Genomic DNA, 20,551 nt, shown 5'->3' on the forward strand with positions numbered 1-20,551 from the left:
GATCAACCAGGCGGAGTCATCAACGACCGCTCGCACTTGCCAGATACTCGACTGCGCCCTGCGCTCCCCAGCGCACGCGAATCCCGGTCCGGTACATCCGTTCGCCCTCGCCATTGGTTGGGTCGGGGACGAAACGAGAAGCGGTCAGCGCGGTGGCTCGGACGTAACCGCGGCCCACGGCATCTCCGGCGAGATAGAGCTCGCCTTCACCACCTTCGGCGACAGGCTGGAGTGTGTCATCGAGTACGAGCACCTTCGATCCCGGCACTGGGTCGCCGAGTGCTGGCGCGCCGTTGGCGATGGTCGCTGCAGGCGCCTCCGCAGCACCGACGACGCGCACATCGGCGGCGGGGAGCGCTGAATTCAGGGTGGCGTGGCGCCAGAGCATGCCCGGTTCGGCTTCCAATTCCCTGATATCCAGGGCAGACGATTCGGACGCGGCGAGGACGAGTCGCAACACCGATTCGTGGACGTCACTGAAATCTGCCAGCCGCACTGGTGTCTCGGTTGTCACATCGAGCCGGTCTCGCAACGCAGCCACTGCACCCGCGATCGCGCGGTGGGTCACCGCTACCGCGTGCAGATCCACACTTGCGCCCGAGAACGCGATATAGGCAGTGTTGTCCAGCCGCACCTGACCCAGCCTGTCGTAGAACGACACTGGGGCCGGGGACATGGCCTTCAGCTGTGCCTTGATTTCGTCGTCGTCGAGGGATATCCACGTGGCGGCGGACGGAAGGGTGCCGCGGAACGCGCTCATCGTCACTCCGATGCGCGTCCCAGATGCTGCCAGTGCCGTGGCCACCATCTGGTCCTCTACGCCGCGCGGATCAAGAAGCACTAGGGCGGCGCCGGTTTTCGCCACTGCCCATTGGGCGACGACCGCTTCGATCGATGGCGGCATGACAACGGCCACCGAGTCTTCTGGCCCTGCACCCTGCCGTATGAGCAAACGCGCGAGCCGCGAAGACCGCTTATCCAGATTCATGTACGAGAGTGGCTTCGCCTCCGTCAGAACGGCCGTTCCACCTGGATTCGCTTCAGCTGCGGCAGACAGTATCTGCGCGAGCGTCTCAGCTGGAGGCGATTCCGCACCCGTGAGGACACCAGCCTCGGCTGCTCCACCAGTTGCCGCGAGTTGCGCTCCGCCACGGACGATGGATCCAGACTCGGTCTCGTCAGCGATGTCGATATCGCCGACGATGGCGTCAGGGTTGGCTGACACCGCCTGCACGACCCGTTCGAGTCGGCGCCCGAGCCGCTCAATCGACGAACCGTCGAAAATATCTGTCCGGTAGACGAAGCGCGCGGTCAGGCCTGCGGGCCGGCCGTCGTCCGTGAAGTGCTGCTCCACGCCAAGCAGCAAATCGAACTTTGCTGACTCGTCGCCTTCGAGCGGTTCCACAGTGAGCCCGGACAGTTCAACCTTGCGCTGTTGTGGGTTCAGCAGCGACAAAACTACCTGTACAAGGGGCGCGTGCGCGGTCGACCGGTGTGGCTTGAGTACCTCCACGAGTTGCTCGAATGGCACGTCAGCATGCTCATATGCGCCCAGGTCGACCTGCCGAACGTGCTGCATAAGCTCGCTGAATGCGGCGGCGCTGTCCACCTGTGTTCGAAGGACCAGCGTGTTGACAAACATTCCTATGAGGTTGTCAAGCGCGGCCTCGCCCCGTCCGGCGACGGGCGTGCCGATCGCGATATCCCGCGCGCCACTCACGCGTGAGAGAACTACGGCGAGCGCAGCGTGCAACACCATGAACATCGATCCGCTGTGCCGGTCAGCGAGGCTTACCAGCCCACTGTGCTCAGCCGCGCTGAGTTCGAGGGTGACATGGCCCGCTTCTGTCCCTGCGACCGCCGGCCGGGACCGGTCGGTCGGAAGGTCGAGAAGCTCAGGCAGGTCCGCGAGAGCCTCCTGCCAGTAGCGAATCTGGCGCGCTGCCAGTGACTCCGGATCGCCAGGGTCGCCCAGCACCTCTCGCTGCCACAGCGCGAAGTCCGCGTACTGCACCTCGAGCGGCGGCCACGCCGGTACTTCGCCTGCCGCACGAGCCGTGTACGCGATCATGACGTCGCGCGCCATCGGCGACATGGACTCACCGTCACCGATGATGTGGTGCACGATGATCGCGAGGATGTGTTCTTGCTCGGACAGTTCGAAGAGAGCACCTCGGAGCGGGACTTCCCTGGTGACGTCGAAGCCTCGGCCAGCGAAGCTCGTGACGTGTTCAACGACCTCCGACTCGGTGACGGCGCGGGGAGTCAGGTCAATCGTCACTTCGCTCGCACCCAGGATGACCTGTCCCGGTCCGTTCGCTGAATCGGGGAACATAGTGCGCAGCGACTCATGTCGCGCGACGACATCATTGACTGCCGCCTGCAGCGCGCCGGCATTCAGCTGGCCTGAGAGACGCAGAACGAGGGGCATGTTGTACGCGGCTGAGCCCGGGTCGATCCGGTTCAGCAGCCACATCCGTTGCTGCGCTAGCGAAAGCGGAATGTAGTCCGGACGCGGGTCAGCCGGAGCAAGCGGCCGGACCGCGCCAGCGTGTGATTGCGCATGCTCCACACGTTCAGCGAGTGCCGCCACTGACGGTGCGTCGAACAGATCTTGAACCCGGACACGAACGCCCAGCCCAGAGCTGATACGCGCGATCGCTTTCATCGCGGCGAGCGAGCTGCCACCGAGGTCGAAGAACGAGATATCCGTGCTCACCTGCTCCGCACCGAGTACCTCCGCGTACACGTCCGCGATGATCTCTTCAATCGGATTTCGCGGTGCGATGTACGTCCGCGGGCCGAAGTCGAAGACAGGATCCGGCAGCGCCTTCCGGTCCAGTTTGCCGTTGGCGCTGAGCGGGAACTCCGCCAGAACCACCACAGCTGCCGGGACCATGTAATCCGGCAGGCGGTCGGCCAGCGCGGCACGAATGTCGCCGCCATCCACTTCAGAGTCAGGGCGAGCCGTGACGTAACCGATGAGTTGATCACCGAGGCGCGGGTCCTTACGAAGAACGACCACCGCACCTGTAACGCTCGCGTGGTCCCGCAAGGCAGCTTCGATCTCGCCGAGCTCAATGCGCTGACCGCGCAGCTTCACCTGGAAGTCAGTCCGGCCAAGATATTCGAGGGAACCATCCGGCAACCAGCGGACTAGATCACCGGTGCGATACATCCGTTCACCCGGCGCACCGAATGGGTCTGCGACAAACCGGTCCGCTGTCAGATCCGGTCGATGCGCATAGCCCCGAGCCAGGAGCGGTCCGGCCACGTACAGCTCGCCAGCCACACCGATGGGTACTGCCTTGAGGCTCTGGTCGAGCACCAGCACCTGTGTTCCTGGCACTCCGCGCCCGATGGGCACCGAGTTTGCACCGCTCGTCTGGTTGTTCCACAAATATGTGTGCGTACGGATTGTCGCCTCGGCAGGGCCGTACACGTTGTATAGGCCGCCGTCACAGGCACGGCTGAAACGCCGGGCCAGCGCAGCGGAGAGCGCCTCGCCCCCGCTGAAGACGGTCCGCAAATTCCTGAGACCCGCACCGTCTGTCACGCTCAGATACGCTTCGAGCATCGACGGGACGAAGTGAGTGACCGTGATCTTCTTGTCCGCGATTACCTCCGCGAGGTATTCCGGATCGCGATGTCCGCCGGGCTTCGCGAACACGAGCCGCGCGCCGGTTTGCAGGGGCCAGAACAATTCCGCGACTGACGGATCGAACGTAACCGAAGTCTTCTGCAGAACAGCGTCATCGAGCCCGATCGGGAAGTCATGCTGATGCCACGCGATGGAATAGGCCAGGGAGTCACGACTTACTTCGATCCCCTTCGGCCGGCCAGTCGACCCCGAAGTGAACAGGATGTACGCCGTGTTCCCGCCGTGAATCTTCGCGTGTACGTCCGCGTTTGTCAGTGACTGTGCGGAGTACGCGGACACGTCCAGGGAATCGATAACCACACTGGGGCAGCGTGCATCCGGTAACTGGGCGGCGGTTTCCGCGGAAACAACGATCAGCTGCGGATCTGCAGTACTGAGCATGTGCTGGATGCGGTCAGCTGGGTACTCAGGATCTATCGGAACGTATGCTCCGCCGGCCTTGAGGATCGCATAGATCGCCGCGAGAAGGTCAACCGATCGATTGAGCATGACGGCTACGCGTGATTCTGCTTGCACGCCCTGCTCGACAAGGTAACGGGCAAGCTGGTTCACGCGTGCGTTGAACTCGGCGTACGTCACCTCTTCGTCGCCTGCGACGACAGCGATGCTGCCCGGAGTTTGGGCCGTCTGCATTTCGAACTGGGTGATGACGTCGCGCATCGGCACCAGCAGAACGTCTTCCCACGAGTTCCACTCGAGAAGCACCTGCGTGTGCTCAGCGGTCGACATCACGCCGATGTCGCTGACCTCAACCTCGGGGCCCTCAACAACCCGCTGGACAATGCGTTCGAAGCGCTGGGCAAACCGTGCGATCGACGACTCGTCGAAAAGATCCGTCGCATAGGTGAGACTGAGCGTCATTCCTGCGGGCGCACCCGTTTCATCCCAGTCCTGCAGTACTCCGAAGCTGAGATCGAACTTTGACGTGTTGGTACTGATCTCGATAGGCGACACTGTCATGCCGGGCAGTTCCACGGTCGGAGACGCGTCGTCCTGCAGCGAGAGCATCACCTGGAACAGCGGCGCGTGTGCCTGAGTGCGCACCGGGTTGAGAATTTCGACGAGCCGCTCGAACGGCACGTCCACATGGGTGAACGCGCCGAGGTCAGCTTCCCGGACCTGTGCGAGGAGCTCAGCGAACGAGAGACCCGGATCCACCTCGGTGCGCAGGACGAGCGTGTTGACGAACATTCCGACCACGTCATCTAGCGCGCGCTCACCGCGACCGGCGACCGGGGTTCCCAGCGGGATATCCGTGGTCCCTGACATTCGCGCCATGAGGACGGCGAGCGCAGCATGCACCGCCATGAAGGTGGTGACGTTGGATTGGCGTGCCAGCTGAACGAACTTGGCGTGCAGTCCAGCATCGATCCGGTAATCGTAGGTCGCGCCGCGCATGCTGGCGACCGCGGGCCGCGGCCGGTCCGTTGGCAGCTCTACCAGCTCGGGCAAACCAGCGAGTGTGGACTTCCAGTACTCGAGCTGCTGCGCGGCCAGCGAGTCTGGGTCGGTTTCGTCGCCGAGCAGCTCGCGCTGCCAGATGGCGAAATCACCGTATTGAACTTTGAGCGGGTCCCAGCTGACGTCCTGACCATCCGCGTGGGCGCTGTACGCGACCATGACGTCGCGAGCGAGAGGACGCATTGATTCCCCGTCCGCCGCGATGTGATGCACGACGATAACCAAAACGTACTCGTCGTCGGTGAGCTGATACAGCCCCGCACGGATTGGCGGCGCAGCGGTGACGTCAAAACCGCGCTGCGCGACCTTACGGATCGCTTCGGCAAGGCCTGTCTCGTCACCGACCGGCTGCGGTGTCAGATCGAGTGGCACCTCGCGAGCCGCGACAACCTGTTGGACAGGCCCATCGGCGGTCTCCGGGTACATCGTGCGGAGAACGTCATGCCGGGCAATGACATCGAGCACCGAAGCCTGCAGCGCCGAAACATCGACGGTCCCGCTCAACCGCAGCATCAGCGGAATATTGTATGCCGCGGACTCTGTGTCGAGCTGGTTGATGAACCACATCCGTGACTGGGCGAGCGACAGCGGCGCAGGCGCGGTGCGTGGCTGCGGAACCAGCGGAGGACGGGCATGCTTGCTCTCGTCCGCGGTCTCGACGACGACTGCGAGCTGAGCAACTGTCGGGGCCTCAAATAGCTCACGGACCCCGATCGTGCGGCCTGTCGCTTCACTGACACGTGCGGCGACACGAGTCGCCGAGAGCGAGTTACCGCCGATATCAAAGAAGTCGTCGTCGGCACCCACCCGGTCACGGCCGGTGATCTCACCGAAGATGCCCGCGATGATTTCTTCGAGTGGGCTCGAAGGTGCCCGGAACTCGACCAGCGCCGCGCCCACCACATCCGGCTCGGGCATTGCCTTGCGGTCGATCTTTCCGTTCGCAGTGAGCGGCATCGCCTCGAGCTGCATGAACACCTGCGGAACCATGTGCGGTGGCAGTTGCTCCGCGAGTGCGGCTTTGACCGCAGGAACGTCAACCGCGCCTGCAGCGCCGACTATGTAGGCGACGAGAACATCGCCAGTGTTCGCGTCGTGGTGCACTGCAGCGACAGCCTGATCAATGGACTCGTGCCGCGCAAGGGCCGCTTCGACCTCTCCGAGTTCGATACGCAGACCGCGAATCTTCACTTGGAAGTCGGTACGCCCGAGGTACTCAAGGTCGCCGTCCTTGTTCCAGCGTACGAGGTCACCTGTGCGGTACAGGCGCTCACCGTTTCCGCTGAACGGGTTCGCGACGAACCGGTCGCTCGTGGTGCCCGCCCTGCGGTGGTAACCACGCGCCAGTGCGACACCCGAAAGGTACAGTTCGCCGGCTACGCCGACCGGTACTGGGTGCAACCGTGAATCAAGGACCACCACGTCGGTTCCACGCACCGGACGGCCGATGTCGATCGCTTGTCCTGCCGCCATCGGTGCACTGCTTGTCGACCAGATGGTCGCTTCAGTGGGACCGTACAAGTTCAGCATTGTGCGTCCCGGCGCGAACTCGGTGACCAGCTCAGGTGGGCATGCTTCACCGGCCACCAGCAGCGTACGGATATCCGTCACATCACTGCGATCCAGCGAGGCAAGGACGGACGGCGTGATCACAGCGTGGGTGACATGGTGGTCGCGCAGCACTGCACCCACGGACCCAGCGGCCTCACGACCGCCCTCCACCACGACAAGTGTCGCCGCGGAACCGAACGCCATCAGAAGCTCGAACACCGAAGCATCGAAACTTGGCGACGCGAATTGCAGGACTCGGGAGTGTGAGTCGAGCGCGAACCGATCGATCTGTTCGTGCACGACAGAGGACAGTCCGCTGTGGGTGACCACGACGCCCTTCGGCAGGCCCGTCGAGCCTGAGGTGTAGATCATGTACGCGGCGGCGTCTGGTCTGATCGGGAAGCCCCGCTCCGCATCGGTCAGCGCGTCTTCGCCGTAGGCCGCTAGCTCCGCCGTCAGTGCCTCGGCGCCGACGGGCAGCCACTCGATACTGTCCGGAAGCTGACTGACATCGCTTTCGCGTGCGACACCAACAGCGGCCACCGAGTCCGCCACCATGTGCGCGATGCGGTCTTCAGGGTACGACGGGTCGACGGGAAGGAAAGCTGCCCCCGCTTTTGCGGCCGCCCAGACCGCGATCACGAGATCTTCGGAGCGTGGCAGCGCGAGCGCAACGACCGAATCCGCGGTAACGCCGCGTGCCAGCAACATCCGGGCAAGCTGACTCGATCGCGAGTCAAGCTCCGCATAGGTGAGGGTCGTGTCCCCGGAGATCACTGCGGTGCGCTGCTTGTCGACGGCAGCGGCGGCGCAAAAGATCTCCGGCAGGGTCTGCAGCGCAGCCGCCGAGTCACCCGCTACCGGGACGAGTGCTGCGTGTTCCGCGTAATCGAGAAGCACCGCATCACCGACGGGCTGCTCCGGCGCAGCAACGAAGTGCTGGAGCAGCTGCACAAAGCGGCGCGCGAATGAATCAATCGTGTCGGCATCGAACAAGTCCGTGGCGTATACGAAATGGCCTTCGATACCGGCAGGTTCTCCCGCGGCGTCCCACTTCTCCGCCAAGTCGAGCATGAGGTCGAACTTGGTGGTGTGCACATCCACTGTCTGGAACTCCGCAGCGATCCCGTCCAGGTCGAACGCGATCGGTTCGGTGTTCTGGAACGCGAGCACTACCTGGAAAAGCGGTGCGTGGGCGGTCGAGCGGTGCGGCTTCAGGACGTCGACGAGTTGCTCGAACGGGACATCGGCGTGCGTGAAGGCTGCCAGGTCCCGGTCACGCACTGAACTGAGCAGGTCGGTGAACGATTCCTGGCCTTCGATCGGCGTGCGCAGCACGAGCGTGTTGACGAACATGCCGACAAGTGGGTCGAGTGCGCGCTCCCCGCGACCGGCGATCGGGGTACCGATGGTGACGTCCTCGGTACCGGAAAGCCGCGCAAGGAGGACCGCGTACGCGGCATGCATCACCATGAAAAGGGTGGCGCGATTACTGCGCGCGAGGTGCTGCAGATCGCGCTGCAGTTCAGCATCGATGGCGAACGACATCGTCGCGCCGCGCTGCGACTGCCGCGCCGGCCGTGGCCGGTCCGTGGGCAGTTCCAGCAGTTCTGGCACCCCCGCGAGCGTTTCCTTCCAGAATTCGATCTGCCGACCCGCCAGGGACTCAGGATCGTTCTCGTTACCGAGAAGTTCCCGCTGCCACAGTGCGAAGTCGGCGTATTGGACCTGTAGGGGTTCCCAGGCCGGAGCGTCACCGTTCGCGCGGGCCACATAGGCTCCCACGAGGTCGGTCGCCAGCGGCTTCAGCGAGGCACCGTCGGCCGCGATGTGATGCACCACGAGGAGCAGGGTGTACTGGTCGGGAGCGGTTCGCAGCAGGGCCGCGCGCACCGGCGCCTCGGCTGTGACGTCGAAGCCGACCGACGCGAGCGCGAAAAGCTCGCGATGCAATTCCGTCTCCGCGATATCAACCGGTGAAATGTCGATCCCAACCTTGGACGCGGGCAGAACAACCTGCACTGGCCCGTCGTCGGTTGCGGGGAACACCGTCCGCAGCGACTCATGGCGGCCAATCACATCCAGAATCGCTTCTTGCAGGGCTGACACGTACAGCTTGCCGGTGAGACGCAGGACCAGCGGCATGTTGTAGACCGCGGACGCGGTGTCGAAGCGGTTGAGGAACCACATCCGCTGCTGCGCCAGCGAGAGCGGAAGCCGGTCCGGCCGGACACCCGGCACGAGTTTCGGCCGAGACGTAATCCGTGACCCCTCGTGCTCGAGCATCGCGGAAAGTCCCGCGACTGTCGGCGATTCGAACAAGTCACGCAGCGTCAATTCCGCACCGAGCGCGTCATTGATGCGCGCCGTGACCAGGGTGGCGCTCAGCGAGTTGCCGCCGAGGTCGAAGAACGACTCGTTAACGCTGATGCGATCGAACGAGGTGACTTCCGCGAAGATGCCCGCGACGATTTCTTCGACCGGGCCAGACGGCGCCACAAAGGTTTTGGCTGATCCGCCGAGATCCGGCGCTGGCAGTGCCTTGCGGTCAAGTTTGCCGTTGATGTTGAGCGGAAGCTCATCGAGCACCATCAGCGTGCGCGGAATCATGTAGTCCGGCAGCTGCTTAGCTGCCTCTCGTTTGATGGCATCGAGGTCGACTGAAGCGCCCGGTTCAGTGGTGAGATAACCGACAAGCTGCTCGCCACCTGACGGATCGTGGTACAGCGTGACGACAGTCTGATCGACGCCCTCGTTCGCTCGCAGCACAGCCTCGATTTCGCCGAGTTCGATGCGAAGACCACGCAGTTTCACCTGGAAGTCGGTACGCCCGATGTACTCGAGCTCTCCATTGACTGTCCAGCGGACGAGGTCACCGGTGCGGTACATCCGCTCGCCAGCTTCCCCGAACGGGTTCGCCACGAAACGATCCGCACTGAGATCTGGTCGCCCAACGTATCCGCGTGCCAACTGAATACCCGCGAGATACAGCTCGCCCTGGACACCGATCGGTACCAGGCGCAGCCGCGAATCCAGCACGTACACCTGCGTGTTCCAGACCGGTGCGCCGATCGGGACCGTGACCGTGTCTTCGGCTGTGTACTGGTGGTACGTCACATCCACGGCGGCTTCGGTCGGCCCGTAGAGATTGTGCAGTTCAGCACTAGTCAGCCGGGTAAGTGCTTCGGCTGCGGGCGGTGCGAGTGCTTCACCACTGGCGAAGACCAGGCGCAGCGTTTCGAGTTGCTCCTTGCGGCCGCCTTCCGCTGCGGAAGCAACGAACACCGCAAGCATCGATGGCACGAAGTGCAACACGGTGACACCCTGGGCACCGATCAGGTCACAGAGGTAGGCGGGGTCGCGGTGACCATCGGGCAGCGCAATGACGAGCCGAGCGCCGAGTTCCAACGGCCAGAAGAACTCCCACACCGACACATCAAAGGTGAATGGTGTTTTCTGCAGGACGACATCGCGCTCAGTGAGACGATACTCAGCCTGCATCCAGAGCAGACGGTTCACGATCGCCCGGTGACTGACAGCTACGCCCTTCGGCCGTCCCGTCGACCCCGACGTGTAGATGACGTACGCGGTGTTATCGGTACGGATAGGCGCTCCACGGTCCTCATCTGTGACCGGAGCGGAGCTGAACGCCGAGAGGTCAAGCCGGTCGATCTCCAATGACTCCACAGCGCCCTGCATGGCGACGCGATCACGGCTCGTGGTCACCACACATACCGGGTCAGCCGATTCGAGTACCCACGCTATGCGGTCTGCCGGGTGGTCCGGATCGACCGGGACGTAAGCGCCTCCCGCTTTCACGATGGCGTACATGCCGACGACCATCTCAAGCGACCGGCGGGCGACGAGCGCAACGCGCGATTCAGGCCCGACGCCGCGCTCGATCAGCTTGCGCGCGACCTGATTTGCCCAGCCATCGAGTTCCGCGTACGTGACCTCACGTTTGCGGTAAACGAGAGCGATAGAGTCCGGAGTCTTCGCAGCCTGCTCTTCGAACAGCGAGACCAGCGTCGTTTCAGGCACCCAGTGCGCGGTGTCATTCCAGCCTGCTGCATCCTGCGTGCCCGCCCCGATCTGCGGCAGCAGATTAGCCGCGCCGATCGTTCCCAGTGCTAGCTCCGCGTCACCAGCTACTGCATCGAGCACCGGCAGCAAACGGTCCATCAGCTGCATCGCGGCCGGTTCGCTGGCCGCACCTGCCGCATACGTCAGCAGAGCAAGCGCATAGTGCCCCTCGCGTCGCACCCGCTGGTCCCCCAGCCTGGTGCCGATGTCGTGAGCACGGGTGATCACTTCCGAATAGGTGATCGCGCGATCCTCGACCGTGAACGCGACCGCATCAGGTTTCTCGTGAGCCGCAGTTTCCAGACGCCGTTCCAGCCCGCCCATGGATGCATGCCGGTTCGTGAAAAGATTCTGTTCATGCTCGCTGAGGATGTTGACGTCCCCGATTGCGATACTGACGTCCGCGCACGCTGACTCAAGCAACCGCGTGTACCGATCGGCGTATTGTTCGATCGTTGCGCGGTTGAAAAGGTCCGTCGCATAGGTGATCAGCGCTTTGATACCGGCCGCTGAACCGTCTTCACCGCGAACCTCTTCGAGCGTCATGAGGATGTCGAACTTCGCTGTGTTGACGTCGATCGCGTCGGCAACAACCTCAAGCCCAGCGATGTCAAACTTCACCGGGTCTGTGTTCTGGAACGCCAGCATCACCTGGAACAGCGGTGAGTGGTCAGCTGACCGCTCAGCCCCCACTTCGCGAACGACACGCTCGAACGGGACGTCCGCGTTCTGGAACGCGGCGAGGTCGGTTTCCCGGGATTGCGAAACGAGTTCCGCGAACGTCGCTTCAGGCTCGACATGCGTCCGCAGCACGAGAGTGTTGACGAACATGCCCGCAAGCTGGTCGAGAGACGCTTCACCGCGGCCCGCGATCGGCGTGCCGATCGTTATATCAGTCGTCCCCGATAGCCGTGCCAGCAGCGCAGCGAACGCGGCGTGAGTCACCATGAAAACGGTGGCATTGCTGCGCCGCGCGATCTCCTCGATCTGCCGGTGCAGATCCGCGCTCAGCTGGAACGAAACTGTGTCGCCCTGCAGGGATTGTTCCGGTGGCCTGGGATGATCGGTGGGCAGCGGCAACAGCCCCGGCGCGCCGGCGAGAGTGTGCGACCAGTAGGCGAGCTGACGGGACAGCACGCTCGACGGATCGGTCTCCGCACCGAGTACCGCACGCTGCCACAACGCGTAATCCGCGTACTGGATCTCGAGCGGCTCCCACTCAGGGGCGCTCCCGCCAGTGTGCGCCGCGTACGCAACCATGAGGTCCGCCGCCAGCGGCGCCATCGACGCACCGTCCGCAGCAATGTGATGCATGACCACGGCCAGCACGTGCCGGGACTTGTCCACGTCAAAAAGCATGACCCTGATGGGCAGGTCCTTCGTCACGTCGAAGCCGCGTGTAGCGAAATCAGCGCTAGCGGCGTCGACGTCGGAGGCCGTTACTCGAGTCACCGGGATATCCGCCGCCACCTGCTCCGGAGTGAGGATCAGTTGGTAAGGGCCTTCCGTATCAGCCGGGAAAATCGTCCGCAGCGCCTCGTGACGGGCGAGCACATCCCCCATTGCTGATTGCAGGGCCGCGACATCGAGCGCGCCGCGCATGTCGAGGGCGAACGCGATGTTGTACACCGCCGAAGTGGGGTCGAACTGGTTGATGAACCACATGCCCTGCTGGGCGAGGGAAACTGGGATCCGGTCTGGGCGCGGCGCTGAAGTCAGCGCTGGACGTTCCGCGTCTCCAGCACCTGCAAGCAGGGCGACCGCGCGCTCAGCGAGTTCCGCAACTGTCGGGCGCTCGAACACTTCCCGCACGCCCAGGCGGCAGCCAATCGCATCGTTCGTCCGCGCGGTGACCTTGGTGGCTGTCAGCGAGTTGCCACCGAGGTCGAAGAAGCTGTCGTGGGCACCGACCCGCTCCAGCCCCAGGACATCGGCGAATACCTCAGCGATCGCGATCTCCGCGGGTGTCCGCGGCGCGACGTACGCCTCTTCTGCGGACGCGAAGTCAGGCTCGGGGAGGCGCCTGCGATCGAGTTTGCCGTTGACCGTCAGCGGGATCTCGTCGAGAACAATAATCGCAGACGGAACCATGTGGGAGGGAAGGCTCTCAGCGATGTGTTCACTCAGTGCAGCGGTATCGATCGTCGCTCCGGCGACAGGCTTCACGTAGGAAACGAGCCGAGTGATGTTGTTCGCGCCGGTGTGGCCGATGGTGACAGCGAAGTCCACAGTCGCAAACGTGCTGAGCACCGCGTCGATCTCACCCAGTTCGATGCGGAAACCACGCACCTTCACCTGGAAGTCAGTGCGGCCCAGGTATTCGATCTCCAGGCCCCCGGACGGCCCGTCCGTGGTCCAGCGCACGAGGTCGCCGGTGCGGTAAAGCCGGTCACCCGGGACGCCGAACGGGTTCGCGACGAAACGCTCGGAAGTGAGGCCCGGCCGCGCGTGGTAGCCGCGTGCCGCACCGAGACCGGAGACATACAGCTCGCCAGGCACACCTAGTGGGACTGGACGCAGTCGCGAATCGAGAACCAGCGCTTCAGTTCCGCGGATCGGCGGGCCGATCGTCACCGTTTTCTGTCCTGGTGACATCGGGTCCGAAATCATCACCATGATGGTGGTTTCCGTCGGACCATAGCCGTTGTACATACGGCGGCCAGGTGCCCACCGAGCGACAAGATCAGCTGGCACCGCCTCGCCACCTGCGACGACGTGCTGGAATGTGTCGAGACCTTCAGGATCCACCGATGCGAGCGCGGCAGGCGTGATGAACGCGTGCGTCGCTTTCTCCTCGCTGATAACCGCAGCGAGCTCTTCCCCGCCGTAGGTGCCCGGCGGGACGATCACCATGGTCGCGCCGGTGCCGAAAGCGAGCAGGTACTCGAGCACAGACGCGTCGAAACTCGGTGACGAGAAGTGGAGGACACGCGAGTCATACGTCACGCTGTAGCGTTCCCGCTGTTCAGCCGCGAAGTTCGCGAGCCCGGTGTGGGTGACCACAACACCCTTGGGCACGCCGGTCGAGCCTGAGGTGTAAATCATGTACGCGGTGTTCCGCGGCCTGATTGGCTGGAGGCGGTGCGCGTCTGTCACCGGCTCCGCCGAGTAGCGCGTGAGTTCGGCGCCGAACGCTGGATCGTCGACCACAATCCAGTCGACAGTGTCCGGGAGATGGCCGACCTGGGATGCGACGGTGAGACCGACACGCGCACCCGAGTCCGTCAGCATGTGCTCGATGCGCTCGACCGGGTAGTCGGGGTCGATCGGCACAAACGCGCCGCCAGACTTCGCGACCGCCCAGACACTGAGGATCGACTCCTGCGAGCGCGCCATGCCGAGAGCGACAAAATCCTCCGCTTTGACACCGCGGTCGATGAGCAGCCGCGCGAGCTGCGAGGAGCGTGTGTCAAGTTCGCGATACGTCAGCGAACGGTCACGGTCCACAACCGCGATGTTGTCGGCCGCCGCAGCCGCGGATTCACTGAAAATGTCCGGCAGCGGCCGCGGCGCGATACTCGCGGGGCCGGCGACGGGGGCAAGCTGCGAGTGCTCTTGCGCCGTGAGAACGTCATAGCCGCCGTAACGGCTGCCCGGCGCTTCGGCGATCGCCGACACGGTGCGTACAAGCCGATCAAGAACTGCCCGCATCCGGCTGCCGTCGAGCAAGTCCGGGAAGTATTTGATAATGAGCTGCAACGCCGGTTCTGCGTGCGCGATGACGGTGACCGGATAGTGCGCAGCGTCGAGACCGGTGACGCCCGTGATGCGCATACCCGCGATGTCGTTGTCTTCTCCGAGCCCAGCACGGTCGACCGGGTAGGACTCGAACACGGTCAGCGTGTCGAAGATGGCGCCTTGTCCTGCGGCTCGCTGGATGTCGGCAAGCTGGACGTAATGATGCTCGAGCAGGCCAGCCTGCTCGGTCTGGAGCCGGGTGAGCAGCTCCGCGAAGGTTTCAGTCGGCTCAAGCCGCACCCGCACCGGCAAGGTGTTGATGAACAACCCGATCATGTCTTCGACGCCGTCGAGCTGCGGCGGCCGGCCTGACACGGTCGCACCGAAGACGATATCGTCGCGTGCCGATTCGGTGGCGAGGACGATGCCCCACGCAGCCTGAATGACCGTGTTTACCGTGACCCCGAGTTCGCGCGCAACGTGTGAGATCTGCTGGGAAAGCTCTGGTGAGAACTGGTGTGAGATCTCCTGTGGCGGTGCCTCGTGTCGCCGGGCCCGCTCCAGCGGGATGAGCGTGGACGGCTCCTCCACTCCCGCGAGCGCATCGCGCCATACCTGCAGCGATACCTGCGCGTCTTGCTGACCCACCCATTCCAGGTAGTCCTTGTACGACCGGACGGCGGGAAGTTGCGACGCGTCACCATCGAACAGGTACAGCCCGATCAGGTCGCGCAGATACAGCGGCGTGGACCAGCCGTCCATCAGGATGTGGTGGTTGGTCAGGACTAGCCGGTACTCGCCCGGCGCGACGACGAGAATGGTGACTCGCACGAGCGGCGCGCGCGCCATGTCGAAACGGGCCGCGCGATCCTCAGCGAGGGCCTGGTCGACCGCTGCATCGATGGCTGAACCACGCAGCTCACCATCTGCCGTGAGATCACGGAGCGTGACGGTTGCTTCCGCTTCACCCAGCACAACCTGGATCGGGTCGCCCACATTGTTCGTCGCGAACGCGACACGCAGGTTCGGGTACCGGGTGAGTACACCGTTGAGGGCACGGCGCAGCCGGTCCTGGTCGATCGTGCCCTTGACGTTGAGCACCAGCTGAACCATGTAGGCGTCGACGCTGTCTTCGGCAAGTACCGCGTGAAACAGCATGCCGGCCTGCAGCGGTGACAGCGGCCAAATATCGGTGACCTGATGGAACTGGGTTTCGAGGGCGGAGATCGTCCGCTGGTCGACCGAAACAAGCGGCAGATCGGACGGCGTGAGACCACCGGCGTGGGGGTCCTCGGCGTATCGTCCGATCGCGGCCAGCGAATCACGCCAAATTCCCGCGAACTCCGCAGCTTCGTCGCTCGTCAGCAGTTCCGACGGGTACAGAAGCACGATCTTCAGCACCTGGCCAGTCGCGGTAGGAGCGATCATCGCCGTGATGTCGAGGACACCAGGAGCAGCCATATCCGGCGCGAAGGTGAACATGAGTTCGTCAGCATCGTCTGACGGCATCCAGCCCAGATCGCGGAGTTCCTCAGGGATCTCGCTGGTGACGAAACGCCCAAGATAGTTGAACATCACCTGCGGCTGCGCCGCGCCACCGAGACGCTCCGCACCATCAGGGTGCAGGTAACGCAGCATGCCGTAACCGATGCCGCGATCCGGCACCGACCGCAGTTGTTCCTTGACGGCCTTGAGAAGCACGCCAGCCGACGCTCCCCCGGCCATCGCATCAGCGATGTCACAGTCGGTCGTATCGAATCTGATTGGCGCGACCGTGGTGAACCAGCCCATTGTGCGGGTCAGGTCAGCCCCGGACACCGCGCCTTCTTCCCTGCCATGCCCTTCCAGGCCAATGAGCGGTGTTTGCGCGTCGCGCCATTTGCCCAGCGCAAGTACAAGCGAGGCAATCAAGCCGTCATCGACGCCACCGCGAATAACCTCGGGGACCTTCGTGAGCAAGACGTCGGTGATAGCGGGATCGATCTCGAGTGTCAGCCGGTCCAGGGTCGCGTTGATGTCGCGTGCCGGATCGAACTGGCGGGCGCCAAGTACGGGTTCCGTGCCGGTGAGCATCGATTCCCAGATACCGAACTCGTCCTCACGGGCACCTGATTCCTCCACAAGTCCGTGTGACCAGCGGCGGAACGAGGTGCCAACCGGCGCGAGTTCCGGTTCGCGTCCGGAGCTGATTTGCGCCCACGCAGATGCAAGGTCCGGCACGATGATCCGCCAGGACACGCCGTCGATTGCGACGTGGTGGATCACCAGGAGAATCCGGCCGGGCGAACCGGCCCCGGTATCGAACCAGATCGCCCGCAACATGACACCGTTTACCGGATCAAGCTGATCCGCCGCAGCTACGAGTTGGTTCGAGACGATGTCCTGGAACTCGGCAGTGCCCGGGGTTTCGGAGACCTTTACCCGGGTGAGCAGTGCACTAGCGTCAACTGTGCCTGGCTCGGGGACTACCAGCGTATGCCCGTCGATCCTGGCCCGAAGCAGGTCATGGTGGTCGATGACGGCTTGGAGGGTCCGTCCAACACCGTCTTCGGTGATCCTTGGAGGCAGGGTGAGCAGTGCTGCCTGCGAGTACTGGCGGTAGTCACCGCCACGCTCAACCATCCACTCCATGACCGGGGTGAGCGCCATTTCGCCGGTGCCGCCGCCGTCGAGTTCCGCGAGTACCGCCGCAGAGTCCGCAGTGTCTGCGGTGCGCGCGACAAGTGCTAGCGCCGAGACAGTTCGCCGCTCGAAGATGTCACGTGGAGAGATGATTATCCCCGCGGCTTTCGCCTGCGAAACGACATGAATCGACATGATGCTGTCGCCACCGAGGGCGAAGAATGAATCATCCAGACCGATGGTGGGCAGGCCCAGGGTGTCGGCGAAAATTTGCGCGAGTATTCGCTCCGTCTCGTTCGCTGGTTCACGCGACGAAGACACCATCGAGCCGAAGTCGGGAACGGGCAGAACTTTACGGTCAATCTTCCCGCTCGGCGTCAGGGGGAATTCGTCAAGGACAACGAGCGCGGAGGGCACCATGTAGCTCGGCAAGAACTCCGAGATGCTCGACAGCACGGACGCTTCGTCGACATTGTTCGCAGCTCCGACAACGTAACCGACGAGCCGGTCTGGTGTTCCGTTGCCACGGTGCACCACTGCAGCTGCCTGCGCCACATCCTGGTGGCTGAGCAACGCGAGTTCCACCTCACCGAGTTCGATGCGGAAACCACGAAGCTTCACCTGAAAATCGGTGCGGCCGATGTATTCGAGCTCGCCATCATCCCGCCACCGCACAAGGTCACCGGTGCGGTACATGCGCTCGCCAGGCACGCCGAACGGGCTTGCGACGTACCGGTTGGACGTCAGCTCCGGCAGACCACCATATCCACGGCCCACACCGATACCGCCGACGTAAAGCTCTCCTGCGACACCGACGGGTACTGGAGCGAGGCTGCGGTCGAGGACGTACAGCTCAATATTCGGGATCGCGTGGCCGATCGGGACCGACTGGAGGTCCTTCAGCGACATCTCCGCAAAGGACACCACATCTGAGGCTTCGGTGGGCCCGTAACTGTTGACGATTCGGACACCGGCGCGCAGCAGGCTTTCGAGCGGCCGCGGGCGAATCGCCTCACCACCGAGGAAGACGGTGCGCATTTTCTTGAGGACACCTGCGGTGTCCGACTCTACGAGCGCTTCGAACGCGCTCGGGGACATATTCGTGAGGGTGACCGCGTGCTCGGAAATCGCTGGGAGTATTTCGCTGGGGTCGAAACCGTCCTGAGCGAGAACGATATGCGCCCCACTGGCCAGTGCCGCCCACACGTTCTTCTGAGTGAGGTCGAAACCTGGTGACGAGGCGACGAGCACACCCTCACCCGGCGTGAGTTTCACGTCATCGCGGTACCACGCAACAGTGTTTGCGACGCCGGCCATCGGAACGACGGTGGGCTTCGGGCGCCCCGTCGAGCCTGACGTGGAGATGACGTAGGCAGTGCGGGCTCCGGCGCCGGGCTCTAGCCAGGGGTCTGCCGGTTCGGCAGGCGGCTGAGCATCTTCTCGGGACAGGCTGACGAGGTCGCACTCGATCAACGACGCAGGCGGGACTGAACCTGCGTGCTCCCAGCCCGGGAGACTCACGACCACTGCGGCGTTGGTGTCCGTCAGGACTGCCTCCAGCCGGTCAGCGGGGAAGGTGGGATCGACGGGTGCGTAGCTCGCACCCACCTGCCAAGCCGCCAGCATGCCGACGACCCATTCCCGGGACCGGGGCACTGCGAGAGCAACGACGCTCTCGCGGCCAACCCCCCTGGCCGCCAGTTTTGCCGCGAGGGCATCAGCGGACTTTCCGAGCTCGCCGTAGGTCAGGCTGCCCGCAGTGCTTACGACAGCAACATCGCCGGGCGCAGCTTCTATGCGGGCACGGACGGCTCCGCTGAGGGAACGCAACTCCGGAGCGAGCGGGGTACGGGGACCGCGCGCCCAGCCAAGTACAGACTCCCGCTCATCCTGTCCGAGAATCGAGATAGAGCGGATCGACTCGGACTCACCAAGTTCGAGGAAGCGCTGCAGGTAGGTGCGGAAACGGGCATGGTGCCGTTCGAGTTCAGCACGTGAGTAGCGTCCCGGATTCGCTTCGAAATCGATGTGAATCCGTTCCGGGCCTGAACTCGGATACAGGTTGACGGACAGGTCTTCGACGGGACCCGTACTGAGGATGTGTATTTCCCCGGTGACGTCGCCGAACCGTAACTCCGGCTGGAACATCATGATGTTGATGGTGGGACCGAAAAATTCGCGGTCTGCCGACACGCTGCCCATGTCACGGCGAATGTCTTCGTATCGGAAACGCTGATGACGCAGCGCCGAGAAGATCTGGCTCTGCACAAGGTCAGTCAGCTGCTTTGGAGTCTGGTCAGGCGTGGCCGCGATGCGCAAGGGAACCACGTTTGAGACCATGCCGCCGGACCGGCGCATCGTTTTCGTCACACGCGCTGATACGGGCAGGCTGAGCACGACTTCGTCGTTCCCGGTCACTCGTGCCAGGTAGGCGCCGAAGGCCGCGATTGTGGCTGGTGACCAGGAGCCGTTATACCGCTGCGCTGATTCGTCGAGCAGTTGCTCCGTCGTTTCGCCCACCGAAGAGGAGGCAACGAGGCTCTGTTTCCCAGCAGGCGCTGAGCGCTGCGCGAGCGAAACTCGATCTGGAAGTCCTTCGGTGTATGCACGCCAGAATTCCCGGTCGCGTTCAAATCGCGGGGACTGGCGGTAAGCGACTTCCGACTCGTAGATCGCGCGTAGTCCCTCGACCGGCGCTGCGGGCGGCTCGTCGCCGTTCACAAGTGCGGAGTAGATGTCGCTCACACGAGTCAGCGCGTTCATAGCACCGAACCCGTCGACCGCGACATGGTGAATTCGCTGGTACCAGAAGTAATGACCGGGGCCGACCTTGATGAGGCTGGATACCGCCAGGCGGTCCCTAGAGATATCTATCGGTGACGAGTACTCATCGCGCATCCACTTCCGGGCCCGCGACACCGCGTCCTTGTCGCCACTGAGGTCGAAGAAAGTGATGCTGTCGTCAATGGATTTATCAACCATTTGGACTGGCGCACCGCCGGACTCGACGATCCTGATGTACCCAGAACCGGTTTCCCGGCCTGCCTGCATGGCGGCACGTGTCAGAAGCTCATGATCAACTTCACCGTGAATCTCTACGTACTGCGCGATCGTAACTGGCGTCTCTGGATCAAGCTGCTGCGCCATCCAGATGCTGTACTGAGCCGACGACAGCGGGAATGAGCTATCGCCAACGGGCTGCTCCTCCGCACGGTCAATCTCCGGCACATCACTAGGACTCACGCGTCATCTCCATTTGCACCAGCACAACCACAAAGACGCCTTCAGGGTCTTCTTCTAGGCCCTGTTGGCGAAATCCGCTAGTTGATGCTCTAAGAATCTGCCAATCGTCAAGAAGGCTAAAAGAGCGCATCAATTGTTGACCTGCACTCTGCCGGTTACATCGCGGTAACCGGGCCCGTCGTTACCTCAGATCAACCTACCTCCAATACCCCGTTGCTCATCTCACATGATATTGCTTTTAGCCCCGCTAGG

At 63.4% G+C, this 20,551-nt stretch carries 1 protein-coding gene; it reads right to left on the minus strand.

Features of this window, described 5'->3' with window-relative positions; translation table 11 throughout:
• Window positions 1-19 precede the first annotated feature (19 nt).
• A complete protein-coding gene (locus FHU29_RS10280) occupies window positions 20-20,299 on the minus strand; it encodes a non-ribosomal peptide synthetase (protein WP_157095215.1) in 20,280 nt (6,759 codons plus the stop codon).
• Window positions 20,300-20,551 lie beyond the last annotated feature (252 nt).

Origin of the sequence: Hoyosella altamirensis (assembly GCF_014191505.1) — a bacterium.
GTDB classification, from domain to species: Bacteria; Actinomycetota; Actinomycetes; order Mycobacteriales; family Mycobacteriaceae; genus Hoyosella; species Hoyosella altamirensis.